The organism is Flindersiella endophytica, from assembly GCF_054779015.1.
This window is the reverse complement of sequence record NZ_BAAGYY010000041.1, coordinates 167,528-187,577: the sequence shown is the minus strand read 5'-3', so window position 1 is coordinate 187,577 and position 20,050 is coordinate 167,528. Positions and strand designations below refer to the sequence as shown.

Genomic DNA, 20,050 nt, shown 5'->3' with positions numbered 1-20,050 from the left:
ACCTGCCTCGGCTCGAGGACGCCGGCCCCGGCGGTCTCCGGCTCAGCGTTCACGTGCACTGGCCGTGCCTTGTTCGGGTGCCGGCTTTCTCGTTCACCCTGTAAGCCCACGTTCATGATCCCTCCGCGGAGAGGCGACGGCCAGCGGTCCAACGTCCCTCACCGGCAGGCTCATCGGCGGTACGCCGCAGGGTGCGATCGACTCTGGCCGGCCGTCGCGCAGGTGGCGAATGCTCGTAACTGGCCCGTCGTGGAGGTGGAGGACATGCCGAAGATGGCAACGGTGGCCCGGTACGCGGGCTTCGGGCTGATGGACGTCCTGGCCGTCTTCGGTTGTGCGTTCATCATCGGGGAGACGCTGGCGGACCCTGGCGGGCTCACCGGTGTCCTTGTGTCGGCGGTCTGGTTCGTGCCCATGGTGGTCCTGGCCGCGGCCGCCCTGCTGCGGCCGGGATGGGCGGCACCGGTGCTGAGCGTTCTCGCGTGCGTGGTGGCGGCGTTCATCCTCGTGGATGCGGCGTTCGGCATCGTTCCGCAGGACGAGGTCGGTCCGGTCGGCGCCCTCGCGGGATTCGCGGCCGGCGTCCCGCTCGGCGCCCTCGGATCGCGCCGGCCGGCGCGTGCGGGGTGGTTGCTCCTGATCGTCGCGTTCGCGAACCTCGGTGCGGGCCTCGTCAGGCAGCTGGCGGCCGGCGGGCTGGCCGGCTTCGCCGTTCAGGGCCCGTCCGGCGTCGTAGGGCTGACGGCTCTGACGGTCGGCAGCCTCTTCCTGATCGCCGCAGCGCTGGAGCGACCCGAATACGCCCACCCGCGCAGCGGGTGATTCTGGTGCCGGAGTACGAAACCCCACGCCGTCCGCCGCCACAACTGGACGGCCGCCACGACGTACAAACGGCACCAGGAGCCTCAGATCGAGGGCGATTCCGAGGTGCACGATCGTGTCGTTCTTGACCAGCGCGCTCCCAGCCGAGACGAGGCCGGTAGCAGCGTCACGACAACTGAAGCGCGTCGGACGGTAGCCTCCGCCTCGGTCCGATCACGGCGCGGCCGTAACCGAGCCGGAACAGCATCTGCGCATGGCCGTCCGTCTTCGTCACATGCCGCATCCGCGCTCGCAACTCGTTGATCTGGAACGGCTGGTAGAAGTACGACGCGCTCAGGCGGCCCGCGGTCGCCACGAGCAGCAGCCGCTGCAACGCCTCGCCCGCCCGCAGCCAGTCCTCCGGTTCGTCGCCTTCGGTGGCCAGCACGAACAACTCCGGCTCGGGTTCGAACGCCGCGGTCCAGACAGGTGCTCCGGGCATGCCCAGTGCGAAGTTCCGCATGGGCAGCTCCCCATGCTCCGGCTTCCGGCCGAACGTCGAGACCGGCACACCGTCCAGGCGATCGTCCTGACGCCTCGTCCACCAAGCCAGCTCGGTCGCATAGAGCGAATCCGACTCCAGCACGCGGTTGGCCTGCGTGACCAAGGCCAGCGCGCCGCTCGCCTCGGCAACGGACAGCAGCTTGAGCGAGACGCCCTCGCCGTCTGCGGCGTCCCTGAGCTGCCGAAGGCTGGTCGCCGGAATCTGCTTCCTCGCGAACGGAAACCGGTTGGTGTGCCGCCGCGCGACGGCGTGCAACAGCACCTCCTCGGCACGGGTGAAGCCGGCCGGACGGTCGCCGAGCCTGACTTCGGCCAGAACCGACGCGGTGCTTCGATCCGGTCGATACCGCACCTCGGGCTCGTAACCGATCCGCCGGACGGACAGGCGGAGGTTGCGGATCGCCGCACCGGTGGCGAGGTACAACGCCCGCCCGCCCGGGTCGCTGATCGGCAACAGCCGATCAGAGTCCGCACAGATCCGCAGCACGCGGTCGGGCCCGATGGAGAACCGCCAAGGCTGCGTGTTGTACATGGAGGGTGCGGCCAGCGCGGCGGCGACCAGTCGTCCTACCGAGCTCAAGGAGAGGGTCGACGTTGTTGGGAACATCTTTCCTCCAAGCGAGGGCTGGTTCCCACGTCCGCCGTCATTCTGGTGGCAGGCTCGCCGAGCCGTCTCGCGGCGGCGGGGCGAGCCTGCTGCCTCGCTACCGTTCGAGGTGTACGGGGTGACGGGTGAAGCCCTCGATGTCTCTCGCGGCCGCACTCAGCAACTCGTGCGCCAGTTCCGACAGGGCGCGCGCGACCGCCAGCTCGTCGCCGATCTCGGGGACGGACTTGTCACCAGGGTTTCGGCGGGCGACACCCACGCCGACGAGCCGGGTGTCGCCGGTGTCGAGCCGGACTTCCGCGCGCGTACTGTCGTCATCGTGCTCGTCGATGAAGACCTGCACCCGCCAGCTCTTGGCTCTGCTCATGACGCCCTCTCAGCCCTTGGCATGGGTGAAGTCCGAAGGCTTCGCCGGCGTGGTTGTGGACACGTGCCGGAAGGTCGCGATCAGCCAGATGAGGGCGGTTCCGTAGACCAGTATCGCGAGCATCAGGGCGTTTCCGAGGATGATCGCCAGCAAGCCCGCGATTCCCGTGATCGATGCCACCGTCGCCATGAGGGCGCGATAGCCACCGACGGACGTCCCTCGGGACAGTGCGCTCGCGTCGCTGAAGGCGCAACCGAAGATCCCGAGCAACAGCACGACACCAGCCGCTCCGCGTACCGACGAGATCAGTGTGACGTCGGTGTTCTGCAGGTAGGCGACATACACGCCCACGGCTGCACCGGTGAACAGCGTGGCGCCGATATCCTTTCGAGTCAAGGCCATCTCTTCTCGCCTCCTCTCCCTCCTACCGTCTCCGACAGCACGTGGGTGGCGCATCCGGCCAAGGTCCTCCGTCGGCGGTGCCGATCTGTTCGTCTTCACCGGGTACGACGTCCGCCGCGTCAACGCCTTGCCGAGCCGGAGAGCACCTGCGACGGGCTGTCCTGGTGGGTCGAGAAGCGCAGGACGATCTGCGGCCACGTCGACTCCCCGACCGTCTCCTGCACGTGCCAGCGGGTCTCGCCGACATCCAGGAGCGTGCTGACGAACGAGGTCGACAGGCCGATGAGCTTCGCCGTCAGCAACACCCGCTGCCACGCGATGCCGGCCCACACCCAGGCGGCTCGGGTGTCGGCCGAGGTCGACAGGATCGCGAGCTTGGCGTAGTGGTCCTGCACGAGCTCTTCGAAGCCTGGATCGGTCTTGGACAGCAGGCCGTTGACGTCGACCGTTTCGGAATCGGTGAGGAACGTGAGCTGGGCCCCCTCTTCCTGGGCCGAACGTTCCAGGCTGGTCATGGCCCCGGACCAGTAGTCGCTCAGCTCACCGACGCCGGTCTCGTAACCGTCACCACCCATCACGGCATCGCTGAGCAACCGGTCGTACGACGTCGGGTCGCGCCGGCCGCCGATCCGGATCGACACAACGAGCGGCGAGTCGGCACGCAACGGCAGGATACCTATCGCCACGGACCGGCCGAGTGCCCGCAGGACCGTTCCCACGTTGAGCGCTACCGCACCGCAGGACATGACAGTCGAGCGCCGGTGCGGATCCTCCCTGCGTGTGTGGGCGTCACCGGCCGTGCGAATGTCGATCCGCTGTGGACGAACCACCACCCGCCAGGCGCGCTCTCCTACCAGGCACGGCGCCTCGTTCGCAGCGGCGACGACCAGACGCTCCTGTTCCGGTGTGAGCAGATGTCGCTTGGCACTCATCGTCGTTCCTCCCCCAAGCAAGCTTCTACAGCTCCAGCCTGACGCTGTGAGGGTGACCCCGCATCTTCCGAGTGGCCCACATCCGTACCCGCCTACGGCCTGACCGGACACGTCCGCATGCCCCGGTCAGGCCGGGCTCGTTGGCGATGACCCCAGTCGGTCTGCTCGTAGTAGCCGACGACGTCCGGCTCCTGGAAATAGGAGTATCCGAGGATGACGTCGCCGTCCTGGTCGTATCCCGTCAGGATGCCGCACTCCGGCGGCCCGATGATCCCGAACGCCAGCACCGGATAGCCGCGCCAGCGACAGCTTGATCGCCCGGAGCATCGATGCGCCGGTGACCCCCATCAGGAAGTCGTAGTCACGATGAATATCGCCAGCATTCGAGGTCTGATTTCCAGCGGCTACACGATACGCCCGAACCGTCGGCAGTGCCTTCGCACAAAGCGAAACTGGGACTTCCGGCGCGGAATTGCTGGCTTGTGTCTCGAATCGGGCCCTCCGGCCCGGAAATTCTTGATCCGAAAACCATGCGGGGTGGGAATGATGCCTCCTACGCATTCGGCCAGCGGCTTGTAGCGTCGTCGTGTGGTCCCACATTCTTGGGAGGGAACACTCATGCGACTGGTGAGTGCCGCGGAGCCGAGCCCCGCACACGGACCATCGAGAGCAGGCAAGCCGATTCGAAGGACTCTGGTCTGGCTGCTCGCCTGCGGGTTGACGGCAGGCGCGTTCGCCACCTCACCGGCTTCGGCGCGGCCGGAAACGACGGCCGCAGGGCGGGACGGGCCGGTGACGACGGTCACTCTGGTCACGGGTGACCAGGTACGTCTGATCAGGCGGGCCAAGGGCTACAGCGCGGTCGGGATCGCCGCGCCCGAACGTACCGGCGTGGTGTTCGGTGTCCGGCAGCAGGGTGATTCGGTCTGGGTCATCCCGTCGGATGCCGTCGCGCTGGTCGCATCCGGGCGGCTGGACGAGCGGCTGTTCGAGGTCTCAGCGCTGGCCGAGAACGGATACGGCGACGACGCGCGACCCGGGATTCCGCTGATCGTTCAACACAGCAAGGGCAAACCGGTGCGAAGGTTGACCACGGGCGCGGTGACCGGCAGGGAGCTGACGAGCATCAGCTCGACCGTGGTCGAACAGGACAAGCGAACGGCCACCAAGTTCTGGAAGTGGCTGACAGGCCACACGAAGACCGTCCCAGGCCAGCGGGCCAGACTGGGAGGCGCCTACGCCGCCCAGGTCCAGCACCTCTGGCTGGACGGCCCGACGGCCGCCACCCTCGACCGGTCCGTCCCACAGATCGGCGCACCGGCGGCCTGGAAGAAGGGCTACACCGGCAAGGGCGTGAAGGTCGCGGTGCTGGACTCCGGCATCGACACCACCCATCCCGATCTCGAGGGCGCGGTGGTCGCGTCCGCGAACTTCAGCCACAGCCCGGGCACCTCGGACCGCTACGGTCATGGCACCCATGTCGCCTCGACCATCGCCGGCGACGGTGCTGCATCCGACGGCAAGTACAAGGGCGTCGCGCCCGATGCGGTCTTGCTGAACGGCAAGTGCTCGATGACGATGGTGGAGACTTCGAGTCCAGCGCCATCGCCGGGATGGAATGGGCAGTCGCACAGCAGGCCAGGATCATCTGCGTCGCCCTGACCGCGTTGCCGACTGACAACGACCCGTTCGAGCCCGTAGTCGACCGGTTGAGCCGCTCCTCTGGTGCGTTGTTCGTCATCGCGGGAGGCAACGCCGGCCCACGGCGGTACACCGTGACCTCGCCGGGGACGGCTTCCGAGGCGCTCACAGTCGCCGCGACCAACCGCGACCAGTCCACCGCGGACTTCTCCAGCGCCGGGCCGGTGCGTGGCGACTTCGCATCCAAGCCCGACATCGCCGCTCCCGGCAGGGGCATCGTCGCCGCCCGGGCCGCGGACGGCAAGATCGGTGCCCCGGTCGGCAAGTACTACAGCACGCTGTCCGGTACGTCAACGGCCGCCGCACATGTTGCCGGCGCGGCAGCGATCCTGGCGCAGCAGCAGCCGACCTGGAACGCCGGGCTGCTGAAGACAGCGCTGATGGGCACGGCCAAGCTGCCGGTCAACGAGTCGGTCTACCGGCAGGGAGCCGGTTTCCTCGACGTGGCCAGAGCCGTCGGCCAGAAGGAGTTCGCGCTCGAGAGCAGCCTGAGCGCCTACGTGAGATGGCCGTACAGCAGAACGACGCGGACCCTGACCTACCGCAACCCGAGCGCCACCGCGCTGACGCTGAGCCTGCGATTCGAGCCCAGGGACCAGAACGGCAACCCGGCGGCGACCGGCGTGCTCGCCCTGCCGAGCAAGGTGACGGTACCGCCTCGCGGCACGGCCGGCGTGGCGTTGACGATCGATGCGACGAAGAGCAAGCCGGCCTTGCAGTACCAGGGCCGGATCACCGCGACCGCGAACGGAGTGGTCGTCCGTACGCCCGTGTCCGTCACGCTCGAACCCGAGTCGTACGAAGTCTCCCTCGCGATCATCGATCGCAACGGAACCCCGATCGTCGACGGGACGACCGGCCAGTTCGCGGATCTGCTGTACCTGACCGACCTGACCACACACAGGGAGTACGTCCCGGTCCCGAAGAACGGCCTGTGGGTCACAAGGGTCCCGCGCGGGGCGTACAGCCTCGCTACCCATGTGCTGACGCCGACAGCCGGAGGCCCGCCCAGCTCTACGCTGCTGGCCGAGCCGAGGATCGCCGTGACAGCACCCGTCACGCTGACTCTCGACGCCCGCGAGGGCAGACGGTCGAAGGCGACGGTTGACAGCGCCGATGCGAGGACGACGTCGGTCGGCACAGCTCTGTACGAGAGGTCCGGCAACTCGTCGTGGCTCCACCTGGTCCAGCTGTCCGACCCGGCCGTCGAGCCAGAGGCCTACGTCGTGAGTACGCCCAGGACCAGTCATTTCGTGCTCTTCGTGCTGTACCAGCAGATGGCGGCGCCGGATCGGACCTACGAGCTGCTCCAGTGGGAGGAAAGCGTGATACCGGAGGACCCGGTCTATCGCGTGCACGACTGGGAGCTGTCGGATCAGGCGATCCTGCTCGGCACACAGAACGTCAAGGGGGTGGGCCAACTCGGCCGCTGGGGCTTCGTCGGGCCCGGTGGAGGTGAGTTCGCTTTCGCCAGTGCCTACCCAGTAAAGCTGCCGTCGGCCAGGCGCCACCTGGCGTCTCCTCATCACATGGGCGGACCCTTGATCGACTGGGCCACCGATCTGAACGCCAACCTGGCAACGGACACGCCGGCCTACTTCGAGTACGTCGAGCCGCGGTCCTACCAGGCGAGCTATCCGGCTTCGGTCAAGCTGAGCACAGCCGCCTTCAGCCCACAAGGACACGGCATCCATCTGACGGACGGCTGGCTAGGGCTCGACTTCGGGCCGTTCAACTCCTCTGGCGGAGGGTTGATCACCACCAGCCCCGGCGGGTCGAACGGTGGGATCACACTCAAACGTAACGGTGTCACGGTCGCCACGTCGACGAATCCGTACCACATCTCTCTCGGCAACACGAGCGGAACTGCCACCTACACCGCGATCATGCGAGCCGGCAGGAGCACCCCGTGGCCCGGGTACGTGCCGAGAGTATCCGGCACCTGGACGTTTCAGTCGACCCGACCGGCCGACTGGTCGACAGCACTGCCGATCCTCTCCACCCGGGTCTCGGGTGCCTTCGACCTCTGGGGGCGCGCGCCGGCGGGCCGGAAGTTCCCGTTGACGCTCGACGTGAACGGCACGGCCGCCACCATCGCCAACGCCACGGTGCGAATCTCCTACGACGACGGCAAGAACTGGACAGCCGTGCCGGTGAACCACGCCACCGGCGAATGGATCGCCACCGTGACGCATCCGGCCGTCGCCAAGAGCGCCTGGGTCTCCCTCCGCGTCGTCGTGACGGACAGCCAGGGCAACACCGGCGGCTGGACCGCGATCCGCTCCTACAAGATCGCCAACCTGGGCTGACCTCGTTCCACCGGGCGCGGTCAGCCCACCTCAGGAGTAGTCATGAGCAAGCCAAAACCGATACGGAGGACGCTGCTGGCCCTGCTGGCAGGCGGCCTCGCGATCCTCACGGGTGCGGTGGTTCTGCCTGCCTCGGCAGGGCCGGCAGACCCCGCGGGAGGTCCGATACGCGCCGGCAACGCCGTCACAACGGTCACGCTGATCACAGGCGACCAGGTGTGGCTGTCGAAGCGGGCCGGCGGATACTCCGCCATCGCCGAACCAGCTCCCGGTCGTACGGGAGTTGTGTTCGGCACCCAACGACGAGGCGACACACTCTGGGTATACCCGAACGACGCTGTTCCACTGATCGCGTCGGGCCGGCTCGATCGACGGTTGTTCGAGGTCTCGGCGCTGGCCGCACAGGGGTACGGCGACCAGGTACGCGGCACGATTCCGCTGATAGTTCAGCACAGTAAGGGAAAACCGGTCACCAAGCTCCCGGCCGGTGCCACGAAGGTACGCGAACTGGCAAGCGCCAGCTCGACTGTCACAAGCCAGGACAAGAAGTCGGCCACGAGCTTCTGGACATGGCTGACAGGGACAACGAAGTCGCTGCCCGGCCGGCGGTCCACCCTTGGCGGCGCGTTCACCGACGGTGTGCGTACCGTCTGGCTGGACGGCCGGATGCGAGCCACCCTGGACCGTTCGGTCCCCCAGGTGGGTGCGCCGGTGGCCTGGAAGAAGGGCTACACCGGCAAGGGTGTCAAGGTCGCGGTGCTGGACACCGGGATCGACAGCACCCACCTCGACCTGAAAGGCGCGGTCACCGCGTCGGCGAACTTCAGCGAGAGCCCGGACGCCGTTGACCGGTTCGGTCATGGCACCCATGTCGCCTCGATCATCACCGGCTCCGGTGCGCGTTCCAGCGGCAAGTACAAGGGTGTGGCACCCGATGCCGCGCTGTTGAACGGAAAGGTCCTCGACGACGAAGGCTACGGCACGGAGTCCGGGATCATCGCCGGCATGGAGTGGGCAGTGTCGCAGAAGGCTCGAGTAGTCAACCTAAGTCTGGGCGGGTGGCCGAACGAGGGTCTCGACCCGGTCGACCTGGCGCTCAACGAACTCAGCCGGTCTTCCGGCGCGCTGTTCGTCGTCGCGGCAGGCAACGGCGGACCAGGCCGTTACACCGTCACCACACCCAGCACGGCGACCGAGGCACTGTCGGTGGCCGCGACCGACCGCGACCAGACCGTGGCGGACTTCTCCAGTGCCGGGCCACGCCTCGGTGACTACGCCGTCAAGCCCGAGATCGCTGCTCCCGGGCGCGATATCGTGGCCGCCAGGGCAGCCGGTACCGAGCTCGGCCCGCCGGTCGGCAAGTACTACGTGAAGGCCTCGGGCACCTCGATGGCCACGCCGCACGTCGCGGGCGCCGCGGCGATCCTCGCGCAGCAGCAGCCAACGTGGAGTGCCCGCCTGCTGAAGGCCGCGTTGATGGGCACCGCCAAGCTGCCGGCAAGCGACACGGTGTTCCGCCAAGGTGCGGGATTTCTGGACGTCTCCAGAGCCGTGACGCAGAAGGTGTTCACGCTGGAAGGCAGCCTGAGCGCTAACCTCCGCTGGCCGCATACACAAAAGGCCACCCGAACCCTCACCTATCGCAACCCGAGCGCCAGTCCGCTGCAGCTGAACCTCGGATTCAATCCCAAGGACCAGTACGGGAACGCGGTAGCCACCGGCGTGTTCGGGCTGCCGACATCGGTGACGATCCCTCCACGAACCACCGCCAAAGTTACGTTGACGATCGATCCGACCAGGAGCAAGCCCGGCCTGCTCTACCACGGCCGGATCAACGCCACCGCGAGCGGCGTCGTCGTCCGCACACCGGTCTCGGTCAACATCGAGCCGGAGACCTACCAGGTCACGCTCGACATCACCGACCGCAACGGAAACAAGGTCACCAGCTACGAACAAGGCCAGCTGGCGCAGGACCCCGTTCTGATCGACCTGGCCAACTACGACCGCACGCTGCTGCTTCGGCCAAGGGACGGCTCCTGGGTGGTGCGTGCTCCGCGCGGCGCCTACACGATCGCACTGCACCTGCTCACACCGACCGCGAGCGGAACACCGAGCAGCACGCTCTACGCCGTGCCGAGGATCACCGCGACCGCACCGGTCGCGCTGAAGCTCGACGCCCGCGAGGCCAACCGGGCAACCGCGGTAGTGGACGTGGCCGGTGCCAGGACCACCGAGGTCGGCACAACCTTGGTGCAGCAGATCGGACCGCAGATCTGGTGGACGGACATCGCCGTCTCCAGCGAGACGGGTGAACCGCAGGCCTACGTCATGCCGTCACCGGCCACCAGCCGGATGTACCAGTTCAACCTGCATCAGGCGCTGCAGGCGGCGGATCGCACGTACGAGCTGGCGTTCGGCAACCGTGGCTCGCTGCCCGCCGATCCGAGCTATCCCGTATCGGACAGCGATCTCGCCGACCTGATGATGATCATCGGAGCCCACAACGTGAAGGCGACTGGCACCTATCTTCACGAGCTGGCCACCAACTCCGACGACACACCAGTCTGGAGTGGACACCAGTTCCAGATCACGATGCCCACCACCAGGCATCACCTGGTGTCCACTTCGGTTCTGGGTACACCGATCACCTGGTACAGCGGGATGACCGCCTACACTCAGACCGGCGACTGGGCCTACGACGAGAACCTGGGTGAAGGGCGATACCAGCCCGGGCAGTCGGCGACAGTCAAGCTGAGCACGGCCGCGTTCAGCCCGCAGGCACTCGGATTCCACGAGAGCGACGCCTATCTGGGGCTCGACTTCGGGCCGTTCAACTCATCCGGAGGCGGATGGATCTACACCTACAACTACCCCAACCCTGTACAGGGTGACGTCGTGCTCAAACGCGACGGCGTGGTGATCTCGGACTCAGACGATCCGTACTTCGTCTCCACCAGCCAGGCCGGCGGCACTGCCACCTACACCGCGATCATGCACGCCAGCAGGCGGGCGCTCTGGTCCGGCTACGTGCCCAGGGTCTCCGGAACCTGGACGTTCACGTCGACCGCACCGACAGACCAGAGTCGGTCGCTTCCGGTCATCTCCACCAGGGTCTCCGGCGCGTTCGACGGCTGGGGCCGGGCGCCTGCCGGCAAGGTGTTCCCGCTGACGCTGAACATCGCGGGTACGGATGGTGAGGTCGCCACAGTGACGGTTCGAGTCTCGTACGACGACGGCAAGAACTGGACAACCGTGCCGGTCGGCAACGACTCCGGCGAGTGGGTGGCAGACGTGAGCCATCCCAGCACGATCACCAACCCGTGGGTATCGCTACGCGTCATCGTGACCGACACCGCCGGCAACAGCGGCGGCTGGACCGCCTACCGTTCCTACAAGATCGCCAACCTCGGCTGAACGAGTTCCGGTGCTACCCGGAGTCTCGCTGCCCGCTTTTGCGTGGAAACCCCTGCCACGCAAAGCGGGCAGGCCGGCGTCGCGATCCATCCGGCCCTCCCAACTCGGGACGAAGGTCCGCTACCGGCATTCACAGTTTGCAGGCAGGCTGGCGGTATCCGGCCCTTGTAGGTGTGGAGGGCGACGATGGGCGCTCAGCGAGATTTGCCCGACCGCGCCGTGGTGGTGGGCGTCGACGGCTCTGGTCCTTCCCACAGCGCATTGCTGTGGGCGGCGCGAGAAGCAGCTGCACGCAGCCTCCCGCTGGTGGTCTGCCATTCCTATCAACCGGCCCATTCCGGACCATGGGAGATCGACGGCTCTCTCCGTAACCGGGCCTGGCGAATCGCTCTCGACGCAGCTCGGGCCGCGGAGTTGGAGACACCCGGCATCGAGGTTGTTCCGTATGCCGCCCTCGGACCGGTCGCCCGTGTGCTGCGGGATGCGGTTCCTGACCCGGACCTGTTCGTGCTCGGACAGCATCACAGGAGTCAGGGCCGGCACTTGATGGCCGACCTGCTGCTCGACGGCGTGGATGCCGACCGGCTCGCCCGGCCGGTCGTGCTGGTCCAGTCGGATGCCCAGAGCATGCGCGGTCACCGCGGTCGAGCTCCGATTCTGCTGGCCATCGACTCCGCCAACGCCGTCGAGGCGACGGGACCGTTCGCGCTTGCGGCCGCGGCCCTCCACGGCACCCGCGTCGAGGTCGTACCGGTAAGCCGAGCAGGCGATCACGTCACCAGCGCCGCTTTGCGGACGTTCCGCCGCCTCGCCTCCGGCTCCCCCGACGTGCCCGTCACCGTGCTCCACGAACCCCACGCCGGAGGACCGATCACCCAGTTGATCCGAGCGGCGAGTCGCGCTGGCCTGCTGGTCGGCCCAACCGGCGAGCGAGGGCTCGCGGCATGGAGCCTCGCCAGAGCGGCGATCGGCCAGGCCGCCTGCCCGGTGGCGCTCGTACCCCACAGCCCGGCTGGTACGGCCTGCGCCGGCGCCAACGGCTCGGCAAGGGAGCCGGCCGCAATGGCAACCGGCCCTTCCTCCGAACGTCGAGAAGGCCCTTCGCCCTTGGGCCGAACTCTTCGCTGATTCGGTACCAGTGGCTCCTGCCACGAAGCTGCGTTTGCGACGACAGTGGCAGTGTCGGCTGCCCTGACTTCGGTGCGGCGCGGCACACGAGCAAGGAGTGCCCTGATGTTTGTGAACGTTCAGGAACTGGCGAGCTCCGAAACGCCATCTGCGGAAGCGACGATCGCGGGCGGAAATCTGCTTCTGGTCGGATTGGTGGCCGCCGTTGCCGTGATGGCATTGGTGATCGCGGCCGGCCTGGTACGCCAGGTGCTGGCCGCCGACCAGGGCACCGAGAAGATGCGCGAGATCGCACGGGCGATCCAGGAAGGTGCCGCGGCCTACCTCGCCCGGCAGTTCCGGACGATCGTCTGGTTCGCCCTCATCATCCCGATCGTGCTGCTGGTGCTGCCCGCTGACGACTGGGGCGTCCGGCTGGGACGGTCGGCCTTCTTCCTCATCGGCGCGTTGTTCTCCGGGCTGACGGGGTTCCTCGGCATGTGGCTGTCGGTACGCGGCAACCTCCGGGTAGCGGCGGCCGCCCGATCCGCGGGCAACCGGCCCGCCGTACGGATAGCGTTCCGAACCGGTGGCGTGACCGGCATGTTCACTGTCGGACTCGGCCTGCTCGGCGCGGGCGTCGTCGTGCTGGTGTTCCGCGGCGACGCGCTGCCGGTGCTGGAAGGTTACGGCTTCGGTGCCGCGCTGCTGGCCATGTTCATGCGGGTCGGCGGCGGTATCTTCACCAAGGCCGCCGACGTCGGCGCCGACCTCGTGGGCAAGGTCGAGCAGAACATCCCTGAGGACGACCCCCGCAACGCCGCGACGATCGCCGACAACGTGGGCGACAACGTTGGTGACTGCGCCGGCATGGCGGCCGACCTGTTCGAGTCCTACGCCGTGACCCTGGTCGCCGCGCTCATCCTCGGCCGGGAGGCTTTCGGCGACAAGGGTTTGGTGTTCCCGCTCCTGATCCCGATGATCGGCGTGCTCACGTCCGTGGTCGGTATCCTGGCCGTCTCACCGCGCCGCGGCGACCGGTCGGCTCTGACAGCCATCAACCGCGGATTCTTCGTCTCCACAGGGATCTCCGTCTTCCTGGTCGCCGTGGCATCGTTCTGGTTCCTGCCCTCCAGCTTCGCCGAACTGCCCGGCGTGAGCGCCTCGGTACGTACAGCGGATGGCGACCCGCGGCTCGTCGCCTTCGTGGCCGTGTTGATCGGCCTGGCCTTGGCCGGCGGGATCCAGCTGCTGACCGCGTACTTCACCGAGCGTCGGCACCGGCCCGTCCAGGAGATCGGGGAGATGACACAGACCGGCGCGGCCACCGTTGTGCTCTCGGGCTTCGCCACCGGGCTCGAGGCCGCCGTCTACACCGCGTTGCTCATCAGCGCGGCCGTGTTCGGTGCCTTTCTCCTCGGCGCCGGCAACGTCACGGTCGCGCTGTTCGCCATCGCACTGGCCGGGACCGGCCTGCTCACTACCGTCGGCGTCATCGTGTCGATGGACAGCTACGGACCGGCCACTGACAACGCCGGCGGCATCGCCGAGATGTCCGGCGACGTCGGCGCGGAAGGTGCCGCGGTGCTGGCCGGCCTCGACGCCGTCGGCAACACCACCAAGGCGATCACGAAGGGTGTCGCGATCTCGACCGCCGTCCTCGCCGCGACGGCGCTGTTCGGTTCCTTCCGTACGACAGTGGAGACCGAACTGGCCCGGCACGGCGTCGGCGAGGGCACGTTCAACCTCTCCGTCGACCGTCCCAACGTGCTCGTGGGCCTGATCCTCGGTGCGGCCGTGGTGTTCTTCTTCGCAGGCCTGGCGATCCGGGCCGTGGGCACGGCGGCGGGACGCGTCGTGGTCGAGGTGCGCGACCAGTTCCGCACCCGGCCGGGAATCATGACGTACGCCGAGAAACCCGACTACGGGCGGGTCGTCGACATCTGCACCCGGGACGCGCTGCGAGAGCTGGTCACCCCTGCCCTGCTCGCGGTTCTCGCCCCCATCGCACTCGGATTCGCGCTCGGTTACGCCCCGCTCGGCGCCTTTCTCGCCGGTGCCATCGCCGCCGGCACGCTGATGGCGATCCTGCTCGCCGACTCCGGTGCCGCCTGGGACAACGCCAAGAAGCACATCGAGGAAGGCGCCTTCGGCGGAAAGGGATCCCCGCAGCACGCGGCCGCGGTGATCGGGGACACCGTGGGTGATCCGTTCAAGGACACCGCCGGGCCGGCGATCAACCCGCTCATCAAGGTCATGAACCTCGTCGCGCTCCTGATCGCACCCAGCATCGTGGCCTACGCCGACAACACTCTCCTGCGCACGACGGTGGCGATCGCGGCCGTGGCCGCCATCATCGCCGCCATCGCGTACACCAGACGCCGCTCCGCGCTCGGCCTGGGTCGGCCGGAGCCGGCCGAAACACACCACCCGGCAAGGAGTTAGCCATGACCACGGTAGCCGGCCCGCCCATCGTCGTCGGTGTCGATGGAACGAGCGAAAGCAGGAACGCGTTGCGCTGGGCGATTGACGAGGCGAGCTGCCGAAGGTCACCACTGCACGTGATCACCGCCTACGACGATTCCCGGCCGATGGCGTACTCACCGGCTCGTCACTCGAACGAGCTGGCCCGCACCACGGCCAAGGAGGTACTGGACGAGGCGGTCGTGTACGCGAGCGAACGGTTGGCCGGCCCCCGCGTGCACGGCCAGCTCACCTGCGGCAACACCGCGACCGCGCTGATCGAAGCCTCGGCCACAGCCGGACTGGTCGTGGTCGGCTCACGACCGAAGTCGAAAGCCTCGCCTGTCGTGATGGGCACGGTGAGCTCCGCGGTCGCGGCCCTGGCCCACTGCCCGGTGATGGTCGTCCGAGGTGGAGTGACCAGGCCGCTCCCACCTCGTGTCGTCGCCGGCGTGGACGACTCGCCGGCCTCGGCGAACGCCCTGGCGTTCGCCGTCGAGGAGGCCGCGCTGCACGGGCTGACGCTCGAGGTCGTCCACGTCTGGCGGCCGTTCCAGTCCATCGATCTCCCGGTCTGGACCGATGCCGACGCCGGTTCCGCCCGAGAGGCGGCCCGGCTCTGGCTGGTCGACTTCGTGGCGCCGCGGCGAACGTCACATCCCAAAGTCTCGATCTCGACAGAGGTCATCGGTGGACACCCTGCGGCCATCCTCGTCGAACAGTCGCGATCCGCACAGCTCGTCGTCGTAGGCTCGCATGGCCGGGAGACGCTCGCCGAGCACCTGCTCGGCTCGGTAGCTCAGTCCGTGCTGCACAACTCCTTCTGCACGGTGACGATCGTGCCGGGCTGACCGGGTGGCGGCCGCGGCCGGCGTTGGTCAGGTTCGACCCCACCCGTCCACGTTGATGACTCCGCGTTGGAGCTCACCGGCGATCCCGTCCGCCCACGCGTCTATCGCATCCCAGTCGCGGAAGTCACCTTGCGGCGTGTGCATCGCCAGCACGACGGAACGCTCGGACAACCGCAGCGCGTGCAAGTCCAGCTTGCCGCCGAACAGCCGGTGTTCGCGGGCCAGCGTCAGGTGCTCGACCTGCTCGATCCTGATCGGGTCCTCCTCCGGCCGGTACGGCTCGCCCGTGGGTCCGCTGGAGAACAGCCACACGGCCCGGTCCATCAGCACCTCGCGGTGTTTCCGGACGAACTCGAGCGCCGAGTCGAGCCACTTCCCGTCGTACACCGCGCTCCCGATGATCACGGCGTCGTAGTCCTTGGGATCGCCGGCGTCCTCCGGAGAACGTACGTCGACCTGGAGGCCCAACTCGCGCATCGTCCTGGCCAGCCGTTGTGCTATCTCGGCGGTGGAGCCGTGCCGGCTCGCCGCGGTCACCAGTACCCTCATGTCGCACCCACCATCGCCGTCTTGGCGGCTACCTCTGAACCCCACTGTGCGCTTGGGTTCCCGCCCGCCGCACCCGGCTGTCGCCCTTTGCCCGGGTGACGAACGCCCTCGTTCTGCCGCCGAACGTCCCGAAGCTGCGACCGATGGCGGTACGCCCAGCTGCCATAGGCCCCTAGGCCGTTCCGGCGTCCGGACAGAGCATGGAGTCGACCCCAAGGCTGGTGGTAACACATCACCACGCCAGCTACCCCCGGGGGTATCCTCGTCGTCAAGGAGAAAGCTGTGGGCAAGGAGGCTTGCGGCCATGACACGAATCGACACCGACCTGAGTGACGTACGCAAGGTACTCGCGGTCGTGGCTCACCCCGATGACGAGACGTTCGGCCTTGGAGCCGTGCTCGACGCGTTGGTGCGCGCCGGAGCGGAGGCGTCCGTGCTCTGCTTCACCCGCGGCGAGACCTCGACCCTGGGCGGCGACCAAGCTGACCTGGCGGCCACACGCACAGTGGAGTTCGAGGCCGCCTCCCGTGTGCTGAGACTCGCTCCCGCCCGGCAGCTGGCCTACCCGGACGGGCGGCTGGTCACAGTTCCCCTACCGGAACTGGCCGGCCACGTACTCGAGTTCGCCGCGCAGGTGCGGCCCAGTCACCTGCTGTGCTTCGATCAAGGTGGGGTGACCGGACATCCGGATCACGAGCAGGCCACCGAGGCGGCGCTGTTCGCGGCCGGCATCCTCGGGTTGCCCGTACTCGGATGGACCTTACCGAAGGCCGTCGCCGACGCGCTGAACGCCGAGCTCGGCACGACCTTCCTGGGCCGGGCCGATGCCGAGATCGACCACAACCTCCTCGTCGACCGCTCGCGACAGCGCAAGGCGATCGCCGCGCACGCCAGCCAGGCAACCGGCAACGCCGGGCTGGAACGCCGGCTGCGGTTGCAGGGCGACAGCGAGTGCCTCCGGACGCTCCGGCCGGCAACGACCGAGCCCTCGTCGCCGTTGCTGGAACGGATCCGAAGCGGACTGATCGGAGAGAGCGCCGTGCTCAATGGTCCGTACGGGCCTCGACGGATCACCTATGCCGACTACACCGCGTCGGGCCGGAACCTGGACTTCATCGAGGACTTCGTCCGCGAGCAGGTGCTGCCTCGCTACGCCAACACCCATACCGAGAGCTCGGGTACGGGCTTGTGGACGACCCGGCTACGCGAGCAGGCGCGCCGGCTGATCCGGGACTCAGTAGGTGGCACTGACGACGACTTGGTGATCTTCTGCGGCTCCGGCGCGACCGCCGCGGTGAACAAGCTGATCGGCATTCTGGAGCTGCGCCTTCCCGCCGGCCTCGACGAGCGCTTCGGCCTCCTGGAGCAGATTCCTCGCGAGGAACGTCCTGTCGTGTTCGTCGGTCCGTACGAGCATCACTCCAACGAGCTGCCCTGGCGAGAGTCGATCGCCGACGTCGTGGTCATCGACGAGGACGTCGACGGCCACATCGACCTGACTCAGCTGGAGGCCAGACTCGAGGAGTTCGCCGGCCGCCCGTTGCTGATCGGCAGTTTCTCGGCGGCCTCCAACGTCACCGGCGTGCTCTCCGACGCCGACCGGATCGCAGCCCTCCTGCACTCGCACGGCGCCCTGTCGTTCTGGGACTACGCCGCCGCGGGGCCGTACGTCCCGATCCGGATGAGGCAGAGCCGGCCGGGCCGCGGCGACCACAAGGACGCCATCTTCCTTTCGCCGCACAAGTTCGTCGGCGGCCCACAGACACCGGGAGTGCTCGTCGTCAAGCGAACACTGGTTCGCAATCCAGTGCCCACCGCGCCTGGCGGCGGAACGGTGGCCTACGTCGATCCGCTCGGCCACCGTTACCTCGACGATCCGATCGCACGCGAGGAAGGAGGCACCCCGGCGATCGTCGAGTCGATTCGCGCCGGTCTGGTGTTCGCGGTGAAGGACGCCGTGGGTACGGGCCTGATCCAGGAACGCGAGCAACGCCTGTGGCAGTACGCCCTGGCCCGCTGGGAAACCAACACCAGTATCCAGATCCTCGGCAACCCGAACGCGTCGAGGTTGTCGATCGTTTCGTTCCGTGTCCGCGCCGGCGAGCTCTATCTTCACCACAACTTCGTCGTCGCCGTACTCAACGACCTGTTCGGCATCCAGTCCCGCGGCGGCTGTTCGTGCGCGGGCCCTTACGGCCATCGACTCCTGGCAATCGACTCCGAGCACTCACACGCCTTCGAACGCGAGATCGAGCGAGGCTGCGACGGCGTCAAGCCCGGCTGGGTGCGGGTCAACTTCAACTACTTCATCTCCGACGTCGTACGTGACTACCTCGTGGACGCCGTGAGCCTGGTCGCCAGGCTCGGGCACCGGCTCCTGCCGGACTACCGGTTCGACCCGCGCAGGGGACTGTGGCGGCACAGGGACGGCGTGTCCAAACCGGCGGTCCAGGTCGATCTGCGACTGGTCGCGAGCGGCGCCGCGGTGGCCTCGGGAAACAGCAGTCTCGACGAAACGGCCCTGGCCGGACACCTCGAGCAGGCCCGCCGGCTGCTGGAAGGCCGGCCCGACAACATCGACGACGGACCGACCGGACTGCCGGAGGACTTCGAAGCACTGCGGTGGTTCCCGCTCCCACCCGTCTGCGCAGGCGGCTAGGGCTTCTCCTCTAGTACTACAGCCGTAGGCCGTGATCGCGTTGTTGTCGCTTGTGGCAGTGGCAGAGTTTCGCTTGGTGTCGGTGGTGTCGGTGGAATCGTTCCATCGTGTGATGTGCACGATGTCGTGTGTGGGGCGGGTGCTGGCTGGGAGCGGGCGTGTGCGGCTGTGGCGGCCGGGACGGTGTGGGCGAGCACGCTGGGGGTGGCCCAGCGGTGCCAGGTGGTCCGGGTGCGGACGTGGTGTTCGTCCAGTGCGGGCGCGTCTCTTGCCGGCTTGGATGTTCTCCTGGATTTGCCGGCGTGTTCCGGCCGCCGGTACCTGCGTGTGCGGCGAGACGACGGTAGTGGTGTTGCACAGGAAGCGTGTTTGGTGACCGCAATCGCTGTAAGCCGCGAGCGATGCGCCACAGGAGGAACGGCCAGCGGCGATGGCGCTGGGACAGCGAGCCGCCTGAGCCCAAAGATCAACTCGTCTCGCAAGCAGATCCCCACGGGGACGCGCATAACGATGGATCCCGAGTCCCGGCAGCTACCGCTCCGGCCTCGCCGAACACGACGTCGTCTTCCGGCCGACGAGGCCTGATCGGGCCGTCATTGGCCTCCCATCGAAACGGGAGCAGACCCGGTAGCTCCGCGGTCGTCGCTGGACTGCCGAGGAGATGACGCGGGGATGGCGTTGTCGATGAGCACGGCGGCGATGGCGGCGGCGGTGGGGAAGGTTTCGGCGTTGAGGGCTCGGTTGCGGGCTGAGGCGCCATCGAGCAGCAGCGCCAGTTGTTCGCCGAGTTGTTCGGGGTCGGTGGCGCCTGCTTCGCGGGCGGTGTCGGCGAGGCGGGCGGCAACGGCTTTCTTGTAGTCGTGTGCCCGTTGGCGTGCGGGGTGGTGCGGGTCGCGGATTTCGACGGACGCCGCGATGTAGGGGCACAGGGGCGTGACGTCCTCGGTCCCCTGTGTCGCGGTCGTGGGCGCCTCGAAGGCCGCGAGGAGTCGTGCGCGAGGTGTGAGGTCGGCGCGGTCGAAAACGCCGGGCATGACGTCGGGATCGAATCGCCGCAGATATTCGGCGACGAGTTCGTCCTTGCCGGCGAAGTGCTGGTAGGCCGTGCGCTTGGACACCTGGGCCACCGCGCAGAGCTGGTCCATGCCGGTGTGGTTGATGCCCTGCTCGCGGAACAGCTGTCGTGACGCGCTGAGGATGCGCTCGCGCGCGCCCCTGCCGCGGCGCCTGCCCTGAGGCCCCTTCTCCAACTCCGTCATGCCTCCAGCATAGCTTGTTGGGTAACGCCCGGTGTACATAGCTTGCGCTCCGGCCGATCGTCCTA

Annotated in this window: 15 protein-coding genes; 8 read left to right on the top strand and 7 right to left on the bottom strand. The window is 67.9% G+C overall.

The genetic code is table 11. From position 1 onward, the window contains the following. The first annotated feature begins 264 nt into the window (after positions 1–264). Positions 265–822 (top strand): hypothetical protein, encoded by a 558-nt coding sequence (locus ACYVF6_RS41790; RefSeq protein ID WP_460531031.1) that lies wholly within the window; start codon positions 265–267, stop codon positions 820–822. 166 nt (positions 823–988) lie between these two features. Here the strand turns inward: ACYVF6_RS41790 and ACYVF6_RS41785 are convergent, their stop codons facing one another. The 5 genes from ACYVF6_RS41785 to ACYVF6_RS41765 all read right to left on the bottom strand — a co-directional run bounded on the left by ACYVF6_RS41785 (position 989) and on the right by ACYVF6_RS41765 (position 3,960). Beyond that, positions 989–1,972 (bottom strand): nitroreductase family protein, encoded by a 984-nt coding sequence (locus tag ACYVF6_RS41785; RefSeq protein WP_460531028.1) that lies wholly within the window; start codon positions 1,970–1,972, stop codon positions 989–991. A 97-nt stretch (positions 1,973–2,069) separates the two neighbouring features. Then, positions 2,070–2,339, bottom strand: coding sequence for a DUF1876 domain-containing protein (locus ACYVF6_RS41780; RefSeq protein ID WP_460531025.1), 270 nt, complete (start codon positions 2,337–2,339; stop codon positions 2,070–2,072). Positions 2,340–2,348: 9 nt separating this feature from the next. After that, positions 2,349–2,735: a hypothetical protein gene (locus ACYVF6_RS41775; protein ID WP_460531022.1), complete on the bottom strand. Its 387-nt coding sequence runs from the start codon at positions 2,733–2,735 to the stop codon at positions 2,349–2,351. Between the two features lie 125 nt (positions 2,736–2,860). Further along, on the bottom strand, positions 2,861–3,673 hold the full coding sequence (locus ACYVF6_RS41770; protein ID WP_460531019.1) for a nitroreductase family protein: 813 nt from the start codon (positions 3,671–3,673) through the stop codon (positions 2,861–2,863). Positions 3,674–3,765: 92 nt separating this feature from the next. Continuing rightward, the gene (locus ACYVF6_RS41765; protein ID WP_460531016.1) at positions 3,766–3,960 is read right to left on the bottom strand and encodes a hypothetical protein; all 195 of its coding nucleotides are present in this window, start codon (positions 3,958–3,960) and stop codon (positions 3,766–3,768) included. A gap of 331 nt (positions 3,961–4,291) precedes the next feature. On the opposite strand from ACYVF6_RS41765, the gene ACYVF6_RS41760 reads away from it, so the two are divergent. The 6 genes from ACYVF6_RS41760 to ACYVF6_RS41735 all read left to right on the top strand — a co-directional run bounded on the left by ACYVF6_RS41760 (position 4,292) and on the right by ACYVF6_RS41735 (position 15,518). Continuing rightward, positions 4,292–5,335: a S8/S53 family peptidase gene (locus ACYVF6_RS41760; protein WP_460531013.1), complete on the top strand. Its 1,044-nt coding sequence runs from the start codon at positions 4,292–4,294 to the stop codon at positions 5,333–5,335. Continuing rightward, complete coding sequence (locus ACYVF6_RS41755) at positions 5,287–7,683, top strand: S8/S53 family peptidase (RefSeq protein ID WP_460531010.1); 2,397 nt, start codon at positions 5,287–5,289, stop codon at positions 7,681–7,683. The genes ACYVF6_RS41760 and ACYVF6_RS41755 overlap by 49 nt, the downstream gene beginning before the upstream one ends. Positions 7,684–7,725: 42 nt before the next feature. Then, complete coding sequence (locus ACYVF6_RS41750) at positions 7,726–11,097, top strand: S8 family peptidase (protein WP_460531007.1); 3,372 nt, start codon at positions 7,726–7,728, stop codon at positions 11,095–11,097. A 186-nt stretch (positions 11,098–11,283) separates the two neighbouring features. Further along, positions 11,284–12,225, top strand: coding sequence for a universal stress protein (locus ACYVF6_RS41745; RefSeq protein WP_460531004.1), 942 nt, complete (start codon positions 11,284–11,286; stop codon positions 12,223–12,225). A 105-nt stretch (positions 12,226–12,330) separates the two neighbouring features. Beyond that, positions 12,331–14,649, top strand: a complete 2,319-nt coding sequence (locus ACYVF6_RS41740; protein WP_460531001.1) for a proton/sodium-translocating pyrophosphatase — start codon at positions 12,331–12,333, stop codon at positions 14,647–14,649. Positions 14,650–14,651: 2 nt separating this feature from the next. Further along, a complete protein-coding gene (locus ACYVF6_RS41735) occupies positions 14,652–15,518 on the top strand; it encodes a universal stress protein (protein ID WP_460530998.1) in 867 nt (288 codons plus the stop codon). 27 nt (positions 15,519–15,545) lie between these two features. Here the strand turns inward: ACYVF6_RS41735 and ACYVF6_RS41730 are convergent, their stop codons facing one another. Beyond that, on the bottom strand, positions 15,546–16,067 hold the full coding sequence (locus tag ACYVF6_RS41730; protein ID WP_460530995.1) for a flavodoxin domain-containing protein: 522 nt from the start codon (positions 16,065–16,067) through the stop codon (positions 15,546–15,548). A 304-nt stretch (positions 16,068–16,371) separates the two neighbouring features. Between ACYVF6_RS41730 and ACYVF6_RS41725 the strand changes: the two genes are divergently transcribed. Next, positions 16,372–18,726 carry an aminotransferase class V-fold PLP-dependent enzyme gene (locus tag ACYVF6_RS41725; RefSeq protein WP_460530992.1) on the top strand — a complete coding sequence of 785 codons (2,355 nt, stop codon included), beginning with the start codon at positions 16,372–16,374 and terminating at the stop codon, positions 18,724–18,726. A 593-nt stretch (positions 18,727–19,319) separates the two neighbouring features. Here the strand turns inward: ACYVF6_RS41725 and ACYVF6_RS41720 are convergent. Next, complete coding sequence (locus tag ACYVF6_RS41720) at positions 19,320–19,985, bottom strand: TetR/AcrR family transcriptional regulator (protein WP_460530989.1); 666 nt, start codon at positions 19,983–19,985, stop codon at positions 19,320–19,322. Positions 19,986–20,050 lie beyond the last annotated feature (65 nt).